The sequence below is a fragment of the Curtobacterium citri genome (assembly GCF_030362955.1).
Classification (GTDB): domain Bacteria; phylum Actinomycetota; class Actinomycetes; order Actinomycetales; family Microbacteriaceae; genus Curtobacterium; species Curtobacterium citri.
The window spans coordinates 34,295-52,088 of record NZ_JAUCML010000015.1 but is presented as its reverse complement, the minus strand read 5'-3'; the positions used below and the strand labels follow the sequence as shown (position 1 = coordinate 52,088).

Sequence of the window (17,794 nt, the reverse complement as noted above, 5' to 3'; positions counted from 1 at the left end):
GGGGTGGAGAACCAGCTACCTGCGGCTGGTGAGCGCTCCGGGTGTTTCCCGGCTTGTGACAGTGGTTCGGCACCCTCCGCCGGAGGGTTTGGGTCGGTTCGGTCTCGTTACCGTTCTGTTACAGAACCGGGGGACACCCCCTCGTCCGAGGGGCATCCGGACGGCGGTGGAGCCGAGGGCGCGTAGCGTGCGCCGCATGAGCGACCAGCACAGCGACACCAACCCGACCGACGGTTCCACGGACGCCCCCGAGAGCGAGTTCCAGCGCACCGAGGACCTGCCCGACGGCTCGTCCACCGGCAACGCGACCGAGGACCCGCAGCAGGACAGCGACGTCGACTCGGGCGGCGAGCCCGAGTCGCCCGACAACGAGCAGGTCTGATGGCCGTGAGCTCGGGCGCTCGCGCCCGGACCGCTCCGACGTCGACCTGACAAGCTCGGAGCATGCAGCACCACTCCCCCGTCGTCATCGCCGGGTGCGGCGACCTCGGTACCGAGGCCGGCCTGCGCTTCGCCGCGCTCGGACACCCGGTGACCGGCCTCCGCCGCCGTGCCGAGCGCATCCCGGCACCGATCACCGGCCGGAGCGTCGACCTGCGGCACGAGGCCCCGACCATCGACCCGGACACCGGCGTCGTGGTGGTCGCGTTCGCGGCCGGGTCGCGTGACGTCGACGAGTACCGCGCGACCTACGTGGACGGCCTCCGGAACGTCCTCGACGGCATCGACGCGTCGGGGGCGACACCGCGCCTCCTGGTCGTGTCGTCCACGGCCGTGTACGACGTCGACGACGGCAGCGAGGTCACCGAGCAGACGCCGACCCGCGCCGCCACCCCGACGGCGGGCGTGCTGCTCGAGGCCGAGTCGCTGCTGCGCGACCGGGCGCCCGACGCCGTGCTCGTCCGCCTGTCCGGCATCTACGGGCCGGGGCGGGAACGCCTCGTCGAACAGGTGCGCAGCGGGCGGGCGACGCTGTCCACGGGCGACTCCCCGCACACGAACCGCATCCACCGCGACGACGCCGCCCAGGCGCTCGTGCACCTGGCGGGCGTGGACCAGCCCGCGCCGACCTACCTCGGTACCGACGACGAGCCCGTGCGGCTCGACGACGTCCTGACCTTCCTGGCGTCCGAGCTCGGCGCCCCGGAACCCCCGCTTGCGGACCCCGAGGGACGGCAGGCCGGCGGGGACAAGCGCCTGTCGAACGCGCTGCTCCGGTCCACGGGCTGGGAGCCGCGCTACCCGACGTTCCGCGAGGGCTACCGCGCGGTGCTCGCCGGCGAGGGCACGCGGCACCCGTAGTCAGGTGCACGGTCGACGGACGGGAGGGACGCGGCGGGCTCGCCCCGTGCCTCCCGGCCGTCGGGTGGTCGTGTCAGCGACCGTCAGTGCTCGTCGTAGTGGTCCTCGTGACGGGCGTGGCGGTGCCCGTCGTGCACGAAGTCGACGTGGTCGCCGTGCTCGACGGTCTCGTGCTCGCCGCCGTCCTGCTCGTGGTCGTGTCCCGCGACGTCGTGCTCGGCGACGCGGTGCGCCTCGGTCTCGGCCTCGACGGCGGGGGTGGTGTTCGGGTCCGACATGGTTCCTCCTGAGTGAGATCGGTTCTCACCTGGAGCGTACGTCGCGGCCGCCGCCGTGTCCGGGCCGGTCAGTGCCAGCGGTGGTCCTGGATCGTCATCCGCGGACCGAACGCCGGCTTCCGGAAGCCCGAGCCCCCGATCAGCCGCACGACCCGCTCCCGGTGCCCGCGCCAGGGCTCGAGGAGCTCGAGCATCCCGTCGTCGTCGACCGGCCCCCCGGCGAGCGCCCACCCGACGAGCGCCGGGACGTGGAAGTCGCCCACGCTCGGCGAGTCCGGGTCGCCGTGGGACCGCTGCGCCGTCTCGGCAGCCGTCCACGGTCCGATGCCGGGGACCGACCGGAGCCGCTGCGACACGACGGCACCACCGCGGCCGAGGGCGAGCGTCCGCTCCAGTGCCGGCGCGAGCTTCACCGCGCGCATCACCGTGGCGGAGCGTCCGGGCTCGATGCCGGCCCGGTGCCACTCCCAGCTCGGGATCCGCGCCCACTGCTCGGGGGTCGGCGGGACGAACATCTCGACGGGGACCGGTCCCGGTGCCCGTTCGCCGAAGCGGCGGAGCAGGTACCGCCAGGCTCGCCAGGCCTGCCGCGAGGTCACCTTCTGCTCCATCACCGCGGGCACGAGCATCGCGACGACGGTGTTCGTCCGGAGCAGCCGCAGCCCCGGCTGCCGGTGTCGCGCCTCGGCGAGGAAGGCGTGCGCGCTGACGTCGAGGTCGGACCAGTCGTCGCCGCGTCCGAGCAGGTCCGGAGCGTGGGTGACCGCCCACGCGGCCCCGTCGCCCCACGCGGACACCGCGATCGCGTCGTTGCCCGCTCGGCGAACGAGCACCGAGGCCGCTCCGGCCGGTGTGCGCAGGGCGAGCCACGTGTCGGCGCCGACCACCTGGAAGGCGGGGTCGCCGGAGCCACGCTGCAGGGGCCGGAGGGTCGCGCGGACGTCCACCGCGCCTCCCGGCCGGTACACGGTGTCCACCCGACCGGCCGCGCCGGACGCGTCACCGGACGGACCGGAGGCGAGGGCGGCTGGCAGGGACACACGGGGATGGTAATGCCACACCACCGTCAGACATGATGGGAGCGTCCCCTGCACCAGACGACGGAGTTCCCATGCGCATCGGCATCCTCACCTCCGGAGGCGACTGCCCCGGACTCAACGCGGTCATCCGGGCCATCGTGCTCAAGGGCATCGCGATCTACGGGCACGAGTTCGTCGGGTTCCGCGACGGCTGGCGGGGCGTCGTCGACGGGGACATCGTGCCGCTCGGGCGCAAGGACATCCAGGGCATCGCGAAGCAGGGCGGCACCATCCTCGGCACGAGCCGGACGAACCCCTTCGAGGGCCCGAACGGCGGCGTCGAGAACATCACGGCGACCCTCGGCCGGCACGGCATCGACGCGATCGTCGCGATCGGCGGCGAGGGCACGCTGGCGGCCGCGAAGCGCCTGACGGACGCCGGGCTCAAGATCGTCGGCGTCCCGAAGACGGTCGACAACGACCTCGGCGCCACCGACTACACCTTCGGGTTCGACACCGCCGTCGCGATCGCGACCGAGGCGATGGACCGTCTCCGCACCACGGGCGAGTCCCACTCGCGCTGCATGGTCGCCGAGGTCATGGGCCGCCACGTCGGGTGGATCGCGCTGCACTCCGGGATGGCGGCGGGCGCGCACGCGATCCTCATCCCCGAGCAGAAGACGAGCATGGAGCAGATCGCGGCGTGGGTGCGTGCCGCCTACGACCGCGGACGCGCGCCGCTGGTGGTCGTGGCCGAGGGCTTCGTGCCCGACCACGAGGACAACGCCCACACCGAGCGGGGGCTCGACGCGTTCGGTCGGCCGCGGCTCGGCGGGATCGGGGAGCGCCTGGCACCGCTCATCGAGGAGATGACGGGCATCGAGACCCGCGCCACGACCCTCGGGCACATCCAGCGCGGTGGCACGCCGACGGCGTACGACCGGGTGCTCTCGACCCGGCTCGGCCTGGCGGCCATCGACGCGGTGGTCGAGGAGCGGTGGGGCCGGATGGTCGCGCTCCGCGGGACCGACATCGAGCACGTCTCCTTCGAGGAGGCGCTCGGCGAGCTGAAGACCGTGCCGCAGGCGCGGTACGACGAGGCCGCCATCATGTTCGGCTGACGCGGTTCCGCCACGTCGGACGGGAGGCACGGGGTAGCGTCCGGCGCATGACGCGCGCAGTCCTCGTCTCCCGTTCCACCCCGCCGACCGTCACGCAGGTCGACCTACCGGACCCCACCGAGGGCGAGGTCCTCGTCGACGTGACGTGCTCGAGCGTGAACTACAAGGACGGGCTCGCCCTCGCGGGCAACCCCGGTGTCGCCCGCATCGACCCGCTCGTCCCCGGCATCGACGTCGTCGGGACGGTGTCGGCGCTCGGCCCCGGTGTCCACGACGTCGCGATCGGCGACCGGGTGGTCTGCAACGGCGCCGGCCTCGGCGAGACGCGGTACGGCGGCTGGGCGGAGCACGCGGTGGTGCCGAGCGGCGCCCTCGTGGTGCTCCCCGACGCCGTCGAGGACTCCTTCGCCGCCGCGATCGGCACCGCCGGCTTCACGGCGATGCTCTCGGTGCTCGCACTCGAGCGCACGGTGTCGCCGGACGACGGACCGGTCCTCGTGACGGGAGCGTCGGGCGGTGTCGGCACGGTCGCCATCACGCTGCTCGCCGCCCGCGGGTACCGGGTGACCGCGTCGACGGGGCGGACGTCCAACGAGGCCTCGCTCCGCGCGCTCGGCGCCGCCGAGGTCGTCGACCGGGCGACGATCGCCGAGCTCGGCCGGCCGCTGCAGCGGGCGACCTGGGCCGGTGCCGTCGACAGCGTCGGGGGTGCCACGCTCGCCAACGTCCTGGCGTCGACACGGTGGGGCGGCGCCGTCACCGCGTGCGGCCTCGCGCAGGACTCGGCGCTGCCGACGACCGTGATGCCCTTCATCCTGCGTGCGGTGTCGCTGCTCGGCATCAACTCGGTCGAGGCCCCGCTCCCGCTCCGGCAGCGGGCGTGGGACCGGCTCGCGACCGATGTCGACCGCGCCCTGCTCGCCGACGTCACCCGGACGGTCGACCTCGAACGTGCGGTGACCGTGGGCGCGGAGGTCGTCGCCGGCCGCGTGCACGGGCGGACGGTGGTCGACGTCCGGGCGTGACGCCGACGCCCTTGCAGGCGATTTCCCAAGCGCTTGCTCACTGACACGCTAGGTTTGGTACACGGCACACACCGGACCCTGTGAGGAGCAGCGCATGCCCGTCCCCAAGTCGACCGTCGAGAACTCCCCCCGGAAGCTCCTGCGTGACGTCGTCTACGAGAAGATGCTGGCCGCGCTCCGCGACGGGACCCTCGAGCACGGCGAGCGCCTCAACGACGACGAGCTCGTCGCGTGGCTCGGCGTCAGTCGCACGCCCATCCGCGAGGCGATCGCGAAGCTCGTCGACATCGGGCTCGTCGAGATGGAGGCGAACCGGTACACCCGCGTCGCGACCCCGACGCTCGACGACTGGGTGACCGCGAGCCGTGCGATGACCGGGTTCTTCGAGCTCAGCCTGCGCTGGGGCGTCCCGGAGTACTCCGACGCCGAGGTCCGCGACCTGCGGAAGCTCCTGGACCGCGCGGACGACCTGCGGAAGGTCCGCGACAACGGCTTCAGCGGCGCGGTCACGGCCGTCATCGAGTTCGCCGTCGAGCACTCGGGCAACCCGCTCGTCCGGAACGCGGCACAGGGTGCCCTCGAGCGCGTCCGGTTCACGCTGAACCCGACGCCGCCGTTCGAGCAGTGGGACTCCGAGGCGTTCTTCTCGATCCTGCGCGAGTCGCTGGAGGACCGCGACGGCGAGACCGCCGCCGAGGCCGGGCGTGCGCTCACCCGGAACATCGAGCACCACATCGACGCGGTCCGCTCCTCGCGGGGCTGACCGGAGCGGTGCGGGACACGGGGGCCGACCGGGCGGACACCCGGGAGACGCCGTGGGACGACGCGTGGCTGGCGATCCTCCGCGCCGCCCGGTCCGGCGTGCTCGCGGAGGGCAGGCCGTGGTCGGTCGCCGAGCTCGCCGCGCGACTCGGTGCCGCGCCCGGTGCGGTACGCGGGGCGCTCTTCCGGCTCGAGTACCAGGGGTTCGCCCGACGGGTCGACGACGACGTCGTCGTCCTGACGCAGGCCGGACCCGAGCGGTGGGCCGCCGGCACCCGCGCCCTCGTCGGCATGCTCGAGTACGCGGTGCGCAGTGCGGTCCCGGTGCTGACGGCAGACGACGTCGACCGCTACCGCACGCTCGTCGACGAGGCCGACCGAGCCCTGCGCCTCCGGTCGGACGGCGCACGGTCGGCACTGCTCGCGACGCTCGGGTTCTGGGTGGGCGTGTGTCCCGACGTGCTGCTCGCACGCTTCACGCGACGCATGCTCGAGCTCGTCACGTTCGCGCTCGTGCCGGGGACCGCGTGGCGCACCTGGGACGCCGACGCCTGGCTCGCCTCGTCCCTGCTCGCGGCGACGACCGGCGACCGTGACACGGCCCACGACGCCGGCCACGCGCTCGCCCGGTTCCGCGACGTCCGGGTCGCCGACGTCGAGGCGCAGGCCGGGCTGGCGGACGGCACCCTCGTGCGTCCGCCGGACCTGCGTCCGGCCGTCCCGAGCGTCGTGCCGTCGAGCGCCGCCGGCACCGCCTGGGACGCCCTGCTCGGCGCGGTCCGCAGCGGCGCGCTCGAGGCCGGGCAGCGGTACACCGTCGACGACGTCGTGCGGATCACCGGGCAGCGGGACGCCGACGCGGACCTCGCGGTCCGGCAGCTCGAGGTCATGGGGCTCGCCCGGTTCCTCCCGGGCAACCGCACCGACTTCAGCCCCCGCACACCGTCGCTCGACGAGTGGGCGGAGAACGCCGCCGCCGTCGTCGCGTTCGCCGAGCTCGGTCTCCGGATCCTGGTCGGACACGACGACCACACGCAGGTCGCCGAGGCCCGGGCGATCGTCGACCAGGTCCGCCGCCACGCGACCGTCCGCGACCCGCGACTGACGAGTGCACTGGTCGACCTGGCCGGGTGGATCGCCGACCACGTCCCCGACCCGTTCGTGCGCGACGCCCTGCACTACACGCACAGCCGCGCGTTCCTGCTGCTCGACGAACCGCCGCCGTTCCGGCAGTGGGGCGTCACGGACGTCGCGGCGCACCTCGACCGGGCGTTCGACGGGGACGAACGGGCCGCCGCGAACGCCGCGCACGCCCTCGCGCGCCACGTCGACGCGCACGTGGCCGACGTCCGGGACCGGTACGGCACGATGGGGACGTGACCGACCTCCTCGTCTCCGCCACCGGCCTCCGCGTCACCCGCTCCGGTCGCGACCTGCTGCACGACGTCGACCTGACCGTCCGGCGCGGTGAGCACTGGGCGCTGCTCGGACCGAACGGTGCGGGCAAGTCGACGCTGCTCACCGTGCTCGGGGCGGCCGGTCACCCGACGGCGGGGACCGTCGAACTGCTCGGGCGCCGGCTCGGTCGCGTCGACGTCCGGGAGCTCCGCGAGCACATCGGGCACGTCGACCCCCGCCACCGGATGCTGTCGCCGCTGACGGTGCTCGAGACCGTCCTGACCGGGCTGACCGGCACCGCCGACCTCATGCTGCGCTGGGAGCCGACACCCGAGCAGGTCGCCGCGGCACGTCGGCACGTGGCGGACGTCGGCCTGGAGGCACGGGTCGACTCCCGCTGGCCGGTCCTGTCCCAGGGGGAGCGCGGTCGGGCGCTCATCGCCCGGGCGCTCATGAGCGAGCCACGGCTGCTGCTGCTCGACGAACCGGCGACCGGGCTCGACGTCGCCGCGCGCGAGCACCTGCTCGAGACCGTCGACGCCCTGCGGCAGCGACACCCGGACCTCGGCAGCGTCATGGTGACCCACCACCTCGAGGACCTGCCCGCGTCGACCTCGCACGCGATGCTGCTGCGGGACGGCGCCGTGGTGGCGCAGGGTCCCGCCGACGAGGTGATCACGACCGGGGCGGTGTCCGACGCCTTCGCGTTCCCGCTGACCGTCTCGCGTGACGGGGGCCGCTGGCAGGCGCGCCGCGCGCGGTAGCCGTCCCGCGCCTCCCGGCCGTTGTCCCGCTCGTCCCGCTCGCGAAACGCAACGTCGGCGGCTCCGCGCAGCGGGATGTCGCTGCGAGGAACCGCCGACGTTGCGTCTTGCGGAAGTGGCTCGGGCTAGGCCGTCGCGGCGGCCGCCGCCCGCGCGGCAGCCGGCAGCGCGTCGAGCACGCGGCCGACGGCAGCGTCGTCGTGCGCCGCCGTGACGAACCACGCCTCGAACACGCTCGGCGGCAGGGTGACCCCCGAGTCGAGCATGCTGTGGAAGAACGGGGCGTACCGGAAGACGTCCTGCGCGCGGACGTCGTCGTAGTTCCGCGGCGCGGTCTCGGTGAAGGCGAACGAGAACAGGTTCCCCGCGTGCTGCACGGTGTGCGCGACGCCCTCGGCGGACAGCGCGGCGCTGGTCGCGTCGGCGATCGTCGCGGCGGTGCGGTCCAGGTGCGCGTACACGTCGGGCGTCGCGGCCCGGAGCGTGGCGGTGCCGGCGGCCACGGCGAGCGGGTTCCCGGAGAGCGTGCCGGCCTGGTACACGGGGCCGAGCGGTGCGAGGAAGTCCATGACCTCCCGACGGCCGCCCAGCGCGGCGAGGGGCATCCCGCCACCGATGACCTTGCCGAACGTGATGATGTCGGGCTTCCACCCGGTGCCCTCGGGGACGGTGCCGTCGGCCTCCAGGCCCCACCACCCGGCGGGGCCGACGCGGAAGCCGGTCAGGACCTCGTCGACGATGAGCAGCGCACCCTGCGCGTGCGTGATCTCCGCGAGCGCCCGGTTGAAGCCGGGCTCCGGCGCGAGCACGCCCATGTTCGCGGCGGCGGACTCGACGATCACGGCGGCGATGCGCTCGGAGTGCTCGTCGAACGCGGCCCGCACGGCGTCCAGGTCGTTGTACGGCAGCACGAGGGTCTGCGCGGCGGTCTCGGCGGTGATGCCCGCGCTGCCCGGGAGCGCGAGCGTCGCGACGCCCGAGCCGGCCTCGGCCAGCAGCGAGTCCGAGTGACCGTGGTAGTGCCCGGCGAACTTCACGAGCAGGTCACGGCCGGTGTAGCCGCGGGCGAGCCGGATCGCGGTCATCGTCGCCTCGGTGCCGGTCGACACCATCCGGAGCTTCTCGATCGGACCGTCGCCGTCGACCTGCACGCGCTGCTTCACGAGCTCGGCGAGCTCGGTCTCGCCCGGGGTCGACGCCCCGAAGGACAGGCCGCGGGACGCCGCCTGCTGCACGGCCTCGACCGTGCCGGGGTGGGCGTGCCCGAGGATCGCGGGGCCCCACGACGCGACGAGGTCGACGTACTCGCGACCCTCGGCGTCGGTGACGTACGCGCCCTTCGCGGCCGTGAGGAAGCGCGGGGTCCCGCCGACGGAGCCGTAGGCGCGGACCGGCGAGTTCACCCCGCCGGGGATGCTGTCCTTCGCGCGACCGAAGAGCGCGTCGTTGGTCGTGGTCGGTGCGGTGGTGGTCATTCGGGGGCCTTCCCGGTCGAGGCGACGCCGGACACCGCCGCGGTGCTGCCGGACGTGCGCAGGCCGGCCTCCTGGTTGAGCTTCCGCGCGATGTCGACCGCGAAGTACGTCAGGATCGCGTCCGCGCCGGCGCGCTTGATGCCGACGAGTGCCTCCATCGCCGCGGCGTCGCGGTCGATCCACCCGTTCTGGGCGGCCGCCGTGATCATCGCGTACTCGCCGGAGATCTGGTACGCCCACACGGGGACCTCGGAGACGTCGGCGGTCCTGGCGAGGACGTCGAGGTAGCTCATCGCGGGCTTCACCATGACGATGTCGGCGCCCTCCTCGATGTCGAGCAGGACCTCGCGCAGGCCCTGGCGGCCGTCGGCGGCGTCGATCTGGTAGGTCCGGCGGTCCCCGACGAGCGTCGAGGCGACGGCCTCGCGGAAGGGCCCGTAGAACGCCGAGGCGTACTTCGCCGAGTACGCCAGGAGCGCGGTACCGCTGTGGCCGGCGGTGTCGAGGGCGCCGCGGGCGGCGGCGATCTGGCCGTCCATCATGCCGCTCATGCAGACGAGCTCGGCGCCGGCCTCGGCCTGGGCGACCGCCATGTCGCGGTATCGCAGGAGCGTCGCGTCGTTGTCGACCGAGCCGTCGGCGGCGAGCACCCCGCAGTGGCCGTGGTCGGTGAACTCGTCGAGGCACAGGTCGGACTGCACGACGAGCGCGTCCCCGACCTCCTCCTTCGCGATGCGGATCGCGACGTTGAGGATGCCGTCCGGGTCGGTCGCGCCGGACCCCTCGGCGTCCTTCGACGTCGGCACGCCGAACAGGTTCACGCCGCCGACGCCCTGCTCCGCTGCCTCGTTCAGTGCGCGGCGGAACGAGTCGAGCGAGTGCTGCTGCACGCCCGGCATGCTCGAGATGTCCACGGCGTCGGTGGCGCCCTCGCGGATGAACATCGGCAGCACGAGCTCGGCGGGATGGATCCGGGTCTCGGCGACGAGTCGGCGCATGGCGGGGGTCGCACGGAGCCGCCGGGGGCGGACCTGGGGGAAGCGTCCGGTCACGATGACCTTCCTGTTCTGGGGTTCGGGTGGAGGGTCTCGACGACGGCGTCGAGGAGGGCTTCGGCGGACCGCTCGCGGGCGACGACGTGCACGGGGAGCCCGGCTGCACGGGCCGCGTCGGCGGTGGACGGTCCGATGCACGCGACGTGCGTGCGGGGGTCGAGGGGGGTCATCCGGCGGACGACCTGCTGCGCGACGCTGCCGCTCGTCACGAGCACGGCGTCGGGGGGTGGGGTGAGGACGACCGGCTCGTCGCCCGTCCCCACGGTACGGTACGCGACCACCTCCGACACCGGGATGCCGCGGGCCCGCAGCGCGTCCACGAAGGTGGGCGCCGCGATCTCGGAGCGGGGGAAGAGCACGTGCGGCGCGTCGGCCGGCAGCGCGGCCGCGAGCCGGGCCGCCGACTCCTCGTCGGGCACCAGGTCGACGGACCACCCGGCATCACGGGCGGCCCGCGCGGTCGCCCCACCGACGCACGCCACGCGCACACCGGCCGGGAGGCGCGGCATCCGCCCGGCGACCACGCGCACGGCCGTCGCACTGGTCACCGCCAGCCAGGGGGCTCCTGTGCCGGCCCCGTCGGGACGGGTGCGGTCCGCGGGTGGTGCGTCGCGCCTCCCGGCCGGGTCCGTCAGTCGGGCGAGGGCCGCGTCGAGGGCTGCCGGGTCCGCCGGCGGCGCGTCGGTGATGAGCGGGACCACGACGGGCGCGAGCCCGCGTGCGCGTGCCGCCTCGGCGACCACGTCACCCCACGCACCGCCGCGCGGGACGAGGACGACCGGGGGTCGTGCCTCGTCCGCGGCGGGGGTGGTGTCGTCCGTGATGGTGCCTAGTCCGTCGCTGTGGTCGGCGTGGACGCGGTGTTCGTCGAGGCGTCGTCGGCCGGCTGCTCGGCCCCGGGCGTCGCCAGACCGGGTCCGGCGGAGTGGTCGCCCTCGGCGGGCGTGCCGGAGACCGAGGAGGCCAGGTCGGCGAGCTCGGCCGCACCGTTCTCCAGCAGCTCGGCGGCGACCCGACCGGCCACCTCGAGTGCCTCGTCGAGACGGTCCTGCGCGGACCCGTCGAGGTGCGCGGCGTGCGACGCCGTGCGGTACTCCGAGCCATCCGGGCGGTAGACCGTCGCCGACACGAGCAGTAGCTCGGCGTCCACGACCGCCGTGGCGCCGATCGGTGCGGAGCAACCCGCCTCGAGCTTCGCGAGCACCTCGCGCTCGGCCGTCACGGTGAGCCGGGTCGGTGCGTGGTCGAGCTTCCGGAGCGCGGCGAGCAGGCCCTTGTCGGTCTCGTCCGCGCGGATCTCGACCGCGAGCGCACCCTGGCCCGGGGCGCTCGGCCAGAAGCCGAGGTCGAGGAGCTCCGTCGCGGCGTTCAGCCGGTCGATGCGTCCGAGGCCCGCGGCGGCGAGCACGACGGCGTCGAGGTCGTCGTCCACCCGACCGAGCCGGGTGTCGATGTTGCCGCGGATGTCGATCACGTCGAGGTCGGGACGCTTGGCCTTGAGCTGCGCGACGCGGCGGGGTGACCCCGTGCCGACCTTCGCGCCCTCGGGCAGGGTCTCGACCGTCGCGCCGTTCCGCGCGACCAGGACGTCTCGGGCGTCGGCGCGCTTCGGCACCGAGGCGATCGTCAGGCCGTCGTACGGCGCGGTCGGCAGGTCCTTGAGCGAGTGCACGAGGACGTCGACCTCGCCGGCGACCAGGGCCTCGCGCAGGGCGCTGGCGAACACGCCGGTGCCGCCGAGGCTCGCGAGCGAGGCGCGGTTCGTGTCGCCCTCGCTCGTCACGGTGACGAGTTCGACCGGTCGCCCGGCCGCCTTCGCCAGGCGGTCGGCGACGTCCTGCGACTGCGCGACCGCGAGCCGGCTGGCACGGGTACCGAGCCGGATCGCAGCGGGGCCGTCCGTCACGGGGCGACGCCGGCCGCGGCGGGCTTGAACCCGGCACGCACGTTCTCGCAGCAGCCCGGGCGGCACACGTCGTACCAGGGGCCGATGTCCGTCAGGTGCGGGCGCTCCGCGGTCGGCGTGCCGTTGACGCGCTCGAGCACGAGGTCGACCAGGCCGGACACGTACGCCGGGTCCACACCGGGCGTCTGCGTCCGGAGCGACCAGAAGCCGAGCTCGCCCGCGGTCTCGGTCGCCTCTTCGTCGAGGTCCCACATGACCTCCATGTGGTCGCTCACGAAGCCGAGCGGGACGATGAGCACGGCGCGGGTCGGACCGCCCTTGAGCTCCTCGTTCATGTAGTCGTTGATGTCGGGCTCGAGCCACGGCTGCGTCGGGGGGCCGGACCGCGACTGGTAGACGAGCTTCCAGTCGGGCTTCGACGTGCCTCGGAGGTGCGCGTGCTCGGGCTGCTCGAGCAGCTCGTTCCACGCCTGCTCGAGGACGACCTCGCCGACGGCCAGGTGCTGCGCCTCGTACGCGCCGTGCTCGTCGAAGCCGCGGTAGTCGGGGCCGGACTTCGCGGCGTCGGTCGACGGGATGGAGTGCGTCGAGAACAGGATGCGCAGCTCGGTGGCGACGTCGAGCCCCTCGTTCTCGGCGATCGCGCGGGCCATGCCGTCACGCACGCCGTCGACGAACGGGCGGACGAAGCCCGGGTGGTCGAAGAACTGCCGGACCTTGTCGACCTGGATCGTGTCGATCAGGCCGGTCTCGGTGAGCACGCGGGCGTAGTCCTCGCGGTACTGCCGGCAGCTCGAGAAGGACGAGTACGCGCTCGTCGCGATCGCGATGAGCTTCGTGTAACCCTTGTCGGCGGCCTCGGTGAAGGCCTCCTCCAGGTAGGGCTCCCAGTTGCGGTTGCCCCACAGCACCGGCATGTCGATCCCGCGGGACGCGAGCTCCGCCTCGAGCGCGGCCTTCAGCGCGCGGTTCTGCGCGTTGATCGGGCTGACGCCGCCGAAGTGGCGGTAGTGGTGCGCGACCTCCTCGAGCCGCTCGTCCGGGATCCCGCGGCCGCGGGTGACGTTGCGGAGGAAGGGGATGACGTCGTCTTGGCCCTCGGGACCGCCGAAGCCGGCGAGCAGGATCGCGTCGTACGCGGTCGGCACCTCGACGTGCTCGGGGCCGTCGACCGCGGCGGCAGTGGCGGCGAGGACCGCGCCCTGCCCGTTCGTGATGCTCGTCGGCACTGCGCTGGTGTCGGTCACGCATTCGTTGTTGTTGCTGGTGTCGGTCACGACAGCACCTCCGGCAGCTCGGCGGTCGTCACCCGACGACCGGTGAAGAAGGGGACCTCCTCGCGCACGTGCAGGCGCGCTTCGGTGGCGCGCAGGTCGCGCATGAGGTCGACGAGGTCGACGAGCTCCGGGCTCTCGAGCGGCAGGATCCACTCGTAGTCGCTCAGGGCGAACGTCGCGATGGTGTTGGTGAGCACGCGACGGTACTTCGCGCCGGCGATGCCGTGGTCGCGGAGCATCTTCGAGCGCTCTTCCTCGGGCAGGAGGTACCACTCGAAGGACCGGACGAACGGGTACACCGTGATCCAGGCCTCGGGGTCCTTGCCGCGCAGGAAGGCGGGGGTGTGGCGCTTGTTGAACTCGGCCTCGCGGTGCATGGCCATCGCGTGCCAGACGGGCTCGGCGTCGGCGAACAGCCCGGTGCGCCGGATCTCGCGCAGCACGGCCTGGATCGCCTGGGCGTCGTCGCCGTGCAGCCAGATCATGACGTCGGCGTCGGCACGGAAGCCGGAGACGTCGTAGAAGCCGCGGATGGTGACCCCGCGCTCGGCGGCGCGGGCGACAACGGCGTCGAGCTCGGCGACCGCCCGGTCGCCGTCGTGCGAGACGGGGCCGAGCGGCCGCTGGAACACGGCCCACAGCGCGAACGCGGTGAGGAGGTTCGGGTCGATGCCGCTCGCCGGGTCGGTGTCGTGCGCAGGGCTGCTGGTGGCGTTGTCGTGCGGTGCTGCGTGCACGTCGGAGCTCATGGTTCCTCGTCTTGTCGGTTGCCTGGGTCGTGGCTGCGCGCCGCGGCCGGAGGACCACCGATCCGGCGGTCTACCGCCGTCGGAGCACCACCACGACGATACTCCCGACCACCGCCACGCCGGCTGCGAGCCCGGCCAGGTAGGGCACCGGCTTCTCGTCGATCCCCTGCTTGACCTTCGACGCCGCGATGCCGAGCTGCTTCGGCACGTTGAGCTTGTCCTCGATCGCGTCGAGCGTCTCGAACAGCTGCGTCCGCATCGCCGTCACGCGGTTCGCCAGGTCGTCGTGCTGGTCGGTCACAGGGGTCCTCACGTCGGGGGTGTCGGTCGCCCCGCTCAGGAGCGGGGGGTGCGGTCGTGCTGACCGGGCTTGTTGCCCAGGCCCTTCACCGCGTTGATGTCGTCCTTGACGCTGTCGATCGTGCGCTTCGGCGTGAGGGGCAGCCCCTTCTTGAAGCGCTTCCAGCCCACGAACCCGAGGATCCCGGCCACGATGAGCATCAGGACGGCGAGCAGGAGCGCGGCGAGCCACGCCGGCATCACGGTCGCCAGCCCCATCACGGCGGCGGTGAGCAGGACCCCGATGGCGTACAGCACGATGACGAGCGCGCCGACGAGGAGCCCCGCGGCGAGGCCGAAGACCTTCGCCTTGGCGATCATCTCGGCCTTGAGCAGGTCCACCTCGCCCTTGACGAGGTTCTTCACCAGCTTCGGGACGTCCCCGACCAGACCGAACAGCGATCGCGACTTGCGGTCGCGGGTGTCGGTCATGAGGTGGTCGTGTCCTTCTTCTGGCTGACCTTGCGGACGACCTTCTTGGTCTGCTCACTGACGAACTCGGCCACGTCCGGGCCCTTGTCCTGGATGAACTCCTCGGCCTGGTGCACGCCCTTCTGGACGTTCCCGTTGTTCCAGATCTTGCCGCTGACGGTCTTGATCTGCTCGTACCGCGCCCGTCCGGCTCGCGATCCCAGGACGTACCCGAGTGCGGCGCCGGCGACGAACAGGAGCTTGCCTCGCATGTGCGATCCTCCGTTGTTGAGGGGTGTGCGGTGGTCATGCGCCGAGCGGTATACGTCCGGCGTTCCACTCACAGTAGCCCTCGGGGCCTCGTCGGTCCGCTCAGGAATCCAGGATGCGTCCGGCAGCAGCGCGCGCGGCGGCGACGATGCCCGCGAGACCGCGTCCGGACGAGGTCTCACCGATGCCGACGACGCCCTCGGTCAGGCCGGCCGCCGCCAGGTCGGGTCCGTACCACCGGACACGGGCCGCGCCGAGCACCCGGTCCGCCGTGACCGGCACCCCGAGCAGGGCGGTCGCGTCGCGGGTGGCGCGGGTGCCGACGGTGTCGTCCGGCGCGACCGGGAGGCTCGTGGCCGCGCCTGACGGGTCCGTCACGTCGTCGTGCGGCGGGGTCGCGTAGCTGAGCCGCAGCACGTGCCGTCCACCGGCTGCCTCGGCGAGCCACGGCCACTTCGCGGTCGCGTGGGTGAGCGCCTTCGCTCCGACCCCCGCCGCCTCGGGGTGCACGAGCATCCCGGTGCCGCGCGGCGCCGCGTCGAGCTCTGGCTGGTCGACGACGAGCGTCACGAGCTCGATGCCGGTGCGGTCCGGCGCCGTGGTCCGCGCCGGGTCGGCCGTCGAGGCGAGCACGTGCTGCGCGGGCAGGCGCTCCCGGGTGCCGTCCGCGGCCAGGGTCTCCACGGCGTACCGCTCGACGGCCGTGGCGCGGGTGCCGAGCCGGACGTCCACGCCGTACGTCACCGTGTCGGCCACGAGCTCGTCGACGAGGCGGACGATGCCGCCGCGGATGCCCTGCACCGCGGAACCCGCCGCCGCACGGGAGCGGAGGGCGAGCACGGCTCGGGCGAGGGAGCCCTCCCGCTGCAGGGCCGCACGGAGCCCGGGTGCGACGCGGTCGGGGTCGAGCTGGTCGGGGTGCGTGGAGTAGACACCGCCGGCGACGGGGACGACGAGGTCGTCGAGGACCCGCTCGCCCATCCGCTTCCGGACGAGCGCGCCGAGCGACTCCGCCCGGGCGCCCACCGGCGAGGGCAGCAGCGAGTCCATCTGTGCGCGGAACGCGGCCCCCTGACCGATCACGGCGAGGACGTCGGCGGCCATCGGGCTGCCGGGGATGCCGAGGAACCCGGTCTGCGGGATCGGGGCCGTCCGACCGTCGCGGGTCATCAGCCACGCACCCCGCGGGTCGGGCGACACGATGTCGTTGCCGAGACCGAGCTCGATCGCGAGCCGCTCGACGGCGTCGGTCCGGGTCGCGAAGGACTCCGCCCCCATGTCGAGGTCGAGCCCGGCGACGGTGTGCCGGCGGAGCATCCCGCCCAGGCGGTCCCCCGCCTCGACGAGGACGACGTGGGCCCCCGCCTTCGCCAGGTCGCGGGCGGCGACCAGTCCGGCGACCCCGCCGCCGACCACGACGACGTCGGTCACGCGGCGGACTCCTCGCCCACGCCCGTGCCGTCGCCCAGCGAGTGGACCAGCTCGACGACACGGGTCAGCACGGCCGGGTCGGTCTCCGGCGGGACACCGTGGCCGAGGTTCACGACGTGCGCCCGGGCCGTGCCGCCGCGGCGGACGACGTCGCGCACGTGGGACTCGAGCACCGACCACGGGGCGGCGAGCATCGCGGGGTCGATGTTCCCCTGCACGGTCACACCGGTGCCGACGCGGCGCACGGCCTCGTCGAGCGGGAGCCGCCAGTCGACACCGACCGCGTCCACCGCGACCGTGTCCGCCGGGTCGCCCAGCGTCGTCATCTCGTGCAGGACCTCGCCGCTGCCGACGCCGAAGTGGATGCGCGGGACGCCGAGGTCCGCCACGTGCCCGAGCGCCGTCGCCGAGTGCGGGGACACCGAGGCCACGTAGTCCGCGCGGGACAGCGAGCCGACCCACGAGTCGAAGAGCTGCGCGGCCGACGCGCCCGCGGTGACCTGCGCACGGAGGAACGCACCCGACACCCCGGCCGCCCAGTCGAGCAGGCGCGCCCAGGTCTCCGGGTCGCTGTGCATCATCGTGCGGGCGCGGATGTGGTCCTTCGACGGCCCGCCCTCGACCAGGTAGGCGGCGAGGGTGAAGGGCGCGCCCGCGAACCCGATGAGCGGGGTGTCCCCGAGCTCGGCGACGGTGCGCTGCACGGCCTCGGTGATCGGCGCGAGGGCGTCCGGGTCGAGCGGGGCGAGGGCGTCCACGTCGGCCGCCGTGCGGATCGGCGCACCGAGCACGGGCCCGCGTCCGGGGACGATCTCGACGTCGACGCCCGCGAGCTTGATCGGCACGACGATGTCGCTGAAGAAGATGCCGGCGTCGACCCCGTGCCGGCGGACCGGCTGCAGGGTGATCTCGGACGCCATCGCCGGGTCGAGGCACGCGTCGAGCATGGCCGTGCCGACCCGCAGCTCGCGGTACTCCGGCAGCGAGCGGCCCGCCTGGCGCATGAACCAGACCGGCAGCGTCTCCGGGCGGTCGCCGCGGAGCGCCCGGACGAGCGGCGACCCCGAGGTCCGTCCGGTCACGAGCGGGTGGCTGTCGGGCAGGGCGGCGGGTGCGGCGGTGGTCACGCTCCGATCATCCCATCCGCGACCGGACGGGACACCGAGCGCATTCCCGGCTGCCGGTCCGCTGTGCACGCGGAGGGCGAACAGC

The 17,794-nt window shown here is 73.8% G+C and carries 20 protein-coding genes; 7 read left to right on the top strand and 13 right to left on the bottom strand.

From position 1 onward, the window contains the following. Positions 1-196 precede the first annotated feature (196 nt). Positions 197-382 carry a hypothetical protein gene (locus tag QUG92_RS16605; protein ID WP_069712730.1) on the top strand — a complete coding sequence of 62 codons (186 nt, stop codon included), beginning with the start codon at positions 197-199 and terminating at the stop codon, positions 380-382. A gap of 62 nt (positions 383-444) precedes the next feature. Continuing rightward, the gene (locus tag QUG92_RS16600) at positions 445-1,302 is read left to right on the top strand and encodes an NAD-dependent epimerase/dehydratase family protein (RefSeq protein ID WP_289460029.1); all 858 of its coding nucleotides are present in this window, start codon (positions 445-447) and stop codon (positions 1,300-1,302) included. 83 nt (positions 1,303-1,385) lie between these two features. Here QUG92_RS16600 and QUG92_RS16595 read toward each other — a convergent pair whose 3' ends face one another. Then, positions 1,386-1,580, bottom strand: a complete 195-nt coding sequence (locus tag QUG92_RS16595) for a zinc transporter permease (protein ID WP_069712728.1) — start codon at positions 1,578-1,580, stop codon at positions 1,386-1,388. A gap of 68 nt (positions 1,581-1,648) precedes the next feature. Next, positions 1,649-2,614, bottom strand: coding sequence for a DNA-3-methyladenine glycosylase family protein (locus QUG92_RS16590; protein WP_289460032.1), 966 nt, complete (start codon positions 2,612-2,614; stop codon positions 1,649-1,651). A gap of 77 nt (positions 2,615-2,691) precedes the next feature. Between QUG92_RS16590 and QUG92_RS16585 the strand changes: the two genes are divergently transcribed. The 5 genes from QUG92_RS16585 (at position 2,692) to QUG92_RS16565 (ending at position 7,669) form a co-directional block, all read left to right on the top strand. Next, positions 2,692-3,720, top strand: coding sequence for a 6-phosphofructokinase (locus QUG92_RS16585; protein WP_182045923.1), 1,029 nt, complete (start codon positions 2,692-2,694; stop codon positions 3,718-3,720). Positions 3,721-3,767: 47 nt separating this feature from the next. After that, positions 3,768-4,745 carry an MDR family oxidoreductase gene (locus QUG92_RS16580; protein ID WP_289460028.1) on the top strand — a complete coding sequence of 326 codons (978 nt, stop codon included), beginning with the start codon at positions 3,768-3,770 and terminating at the stop codon, positions 4,743-4,745. Positions 4,746-4,839: 94 nt separating this feature from the next. Beyond that, a complete protein-coding gene (locus QUG92_RS16575) occupies positions 4,840-5,508 on the top strand; it encodes a GntR family transcriptional regulator (protein WP_182045921.1) in 669 nt (222 codons plus the stop codon). An 8-nt stretch (positions 5,509-5,516) separates the two neighbouring features. After that, positions 5,517-6,887, top strand: a complete 1,371-nt coding sequence (locus QUG92_RS16570) for a hypothetical protein (protein WP_289460027.1) — start codon at positions 5,517-5,519, stop codon at positions 6,885-6,887. Further along, on the top strand, positions 6,884-7,669 hold the full coding sequence (locus QUG92_RS16565) for an ABC transporter ATP-binding protein (RefSeq protein WP_182045919.1): 786 nt from the start codon (positions 6,884-6,886) through the stop codon (positions 7,667-7,669). Before QUG92_RS16570 ends, QUG92_RS16565 begins: the two co-directional genes overlap by 4 nt. A gap of 125 nt (positions 7,670-7,794) precedes the next feature. Here QUG92_RS16565 and hemL read toward each other — a convergent pair whose 3' ends face one another. The 11 genes from hemL to hemE form a co-directional block, all read right to left on the bottom strand. Then, the gene (gene hemL / locus QUG92_RS16560) at positions 7,795-9,144 is read right to left on the bottom strand and encodes a glutamate-1-semialdehyde 2,1-aminomutase (RefSeq protein WP_069712721.1); all 1,350 of its coding nucleotides are present in this window, start codon (positions 9,142-9,144) and stop codon (positions 7,795-7,797) included. Then, a complete protein-coding gene (gene hemB / locus QUG92_RS16555) occupies positions 9,141-10,196 on the bottom strand; it encodes a porphobilinogen synthase (protein WP_289460026.1) in 1,056 nt (351 codons plus the stop codon). The genes hemL and hemB overlap by 4 nt, the downstream gene beginning before the upstream one ends. Next, the gene (locus tag QUG92_RS16550; RefSeq protein ID WP_289460025.1) at positions 10,193-10,942 is read right to left on the bottom strand and encodes a uroporphyrinogen-III synthase; all 750 of its coding nucleotides are present in this window, start codon (positions 10,940-10,942) and stop codon (positions 10,193-10,195) included. Before QUG92_RS16550 ends, hemB begins: the two co-directional genes overlap by 4 nt. A gap of 86 nt (positions 10,943-11,028) precedes the next feature. Continuing rightward, positions 11,029-12,105, bottom strand: coding sequence for a hydroxymethylbilane synthase (hemC, locus tag QUG92_RS16545; protein ID WP_289460024.1), 1,077 nt, complete (start codon positions 12,103-12,105; stop codon positions 11,029-11,031). After that, positions 12,102-13,322 (bottom strand): ferrochelatase, encoded by a 1,221-nt coding sequence (locus tag QUG92_RS16540; protein ID WP_289460031.1) that lies wholly within the window; start codon positions 13,320-13,322, stop codon positions 12,102-12,104. The genes hemC and QUG92_RS16540 overlap by 4 nt, the downstream gene beginning before the upstream one ends. Positions 13,323-13,378: 56 nt before the next feature. Further along, positions 13,379-14,131, bottom strand: coding sequence for a hydrogen peroxide-dependent heme synthase (hemQ, locus tag QUG92_RS16535; RefSeq protein WP_289460023.1), 753 nt, complete (start codon positions 14,129-14,131; stop codon positions 13,379-13,381). A 70-nt stretch (positions 14,132-14,201) separates the two neighbouring features. After that, complete coding sequence (locus QUG92_RS16530) at positions 14,202-14,432, bottom strand: hypothetical protein (RefSeq protein ID WP_289460022.1); 231 nt, start codon at positions 14,430-14,432, stop codon at positions 14,202-14,204. A gap of 35 nt (positions 14,433-14,467) precedes the next feature. Beyond that, entirely contained in the window at positions 14,468-14,902 is a 435-nt protein-coding gene (locus tag QUG92_RS16525) for a phage holin family protein (RefSeq protein ID WP_069712719.1), read from the bottom strand. Further along, complete coding sequence (locus QUG92_RS16520; protein ID WP_289460021.1) at positions 14,899-15,153, bottom strand: hypothetical protein; 255 nt, start codon at positions 15,151-15,153, stop codon at positions 14,899-14,901. Before QUG92_RS16520 ends, QUG92_RS16525 begins: the two co-directional genes overlap by 4 nt. 100 nt (positions 15,154-15,253) lie before the next feature. Next, complete coding sequence (locus QUG92_RS16515; protein WP_289460020.1) at positions 15,254-16,582, bottom strand: protoporphyrinogen/coproporphyrinogen oxidase; 1,329 nt, start codon at positions 16,580-16,582, stop codon at positions 15,254-15,256. Beyond that, on the bottom strand, positions 16,579-17,709 hold the full coding sequence (gene hemE, locus QUG92_RS16510) for a uroporphyrinogen decarboxylase (RefSeq protein ID WP_289460019.1): 1,131 nt from the start codon (positions 17,707-17,709) through the stop codon (positions 16,579-16,581). Before hemE ends, QUG92_RS16515 begins: the two co-directional genes overlap by 4 nt. Positions 17,710-17,794 lie beyond the last annotated feature (85 nt).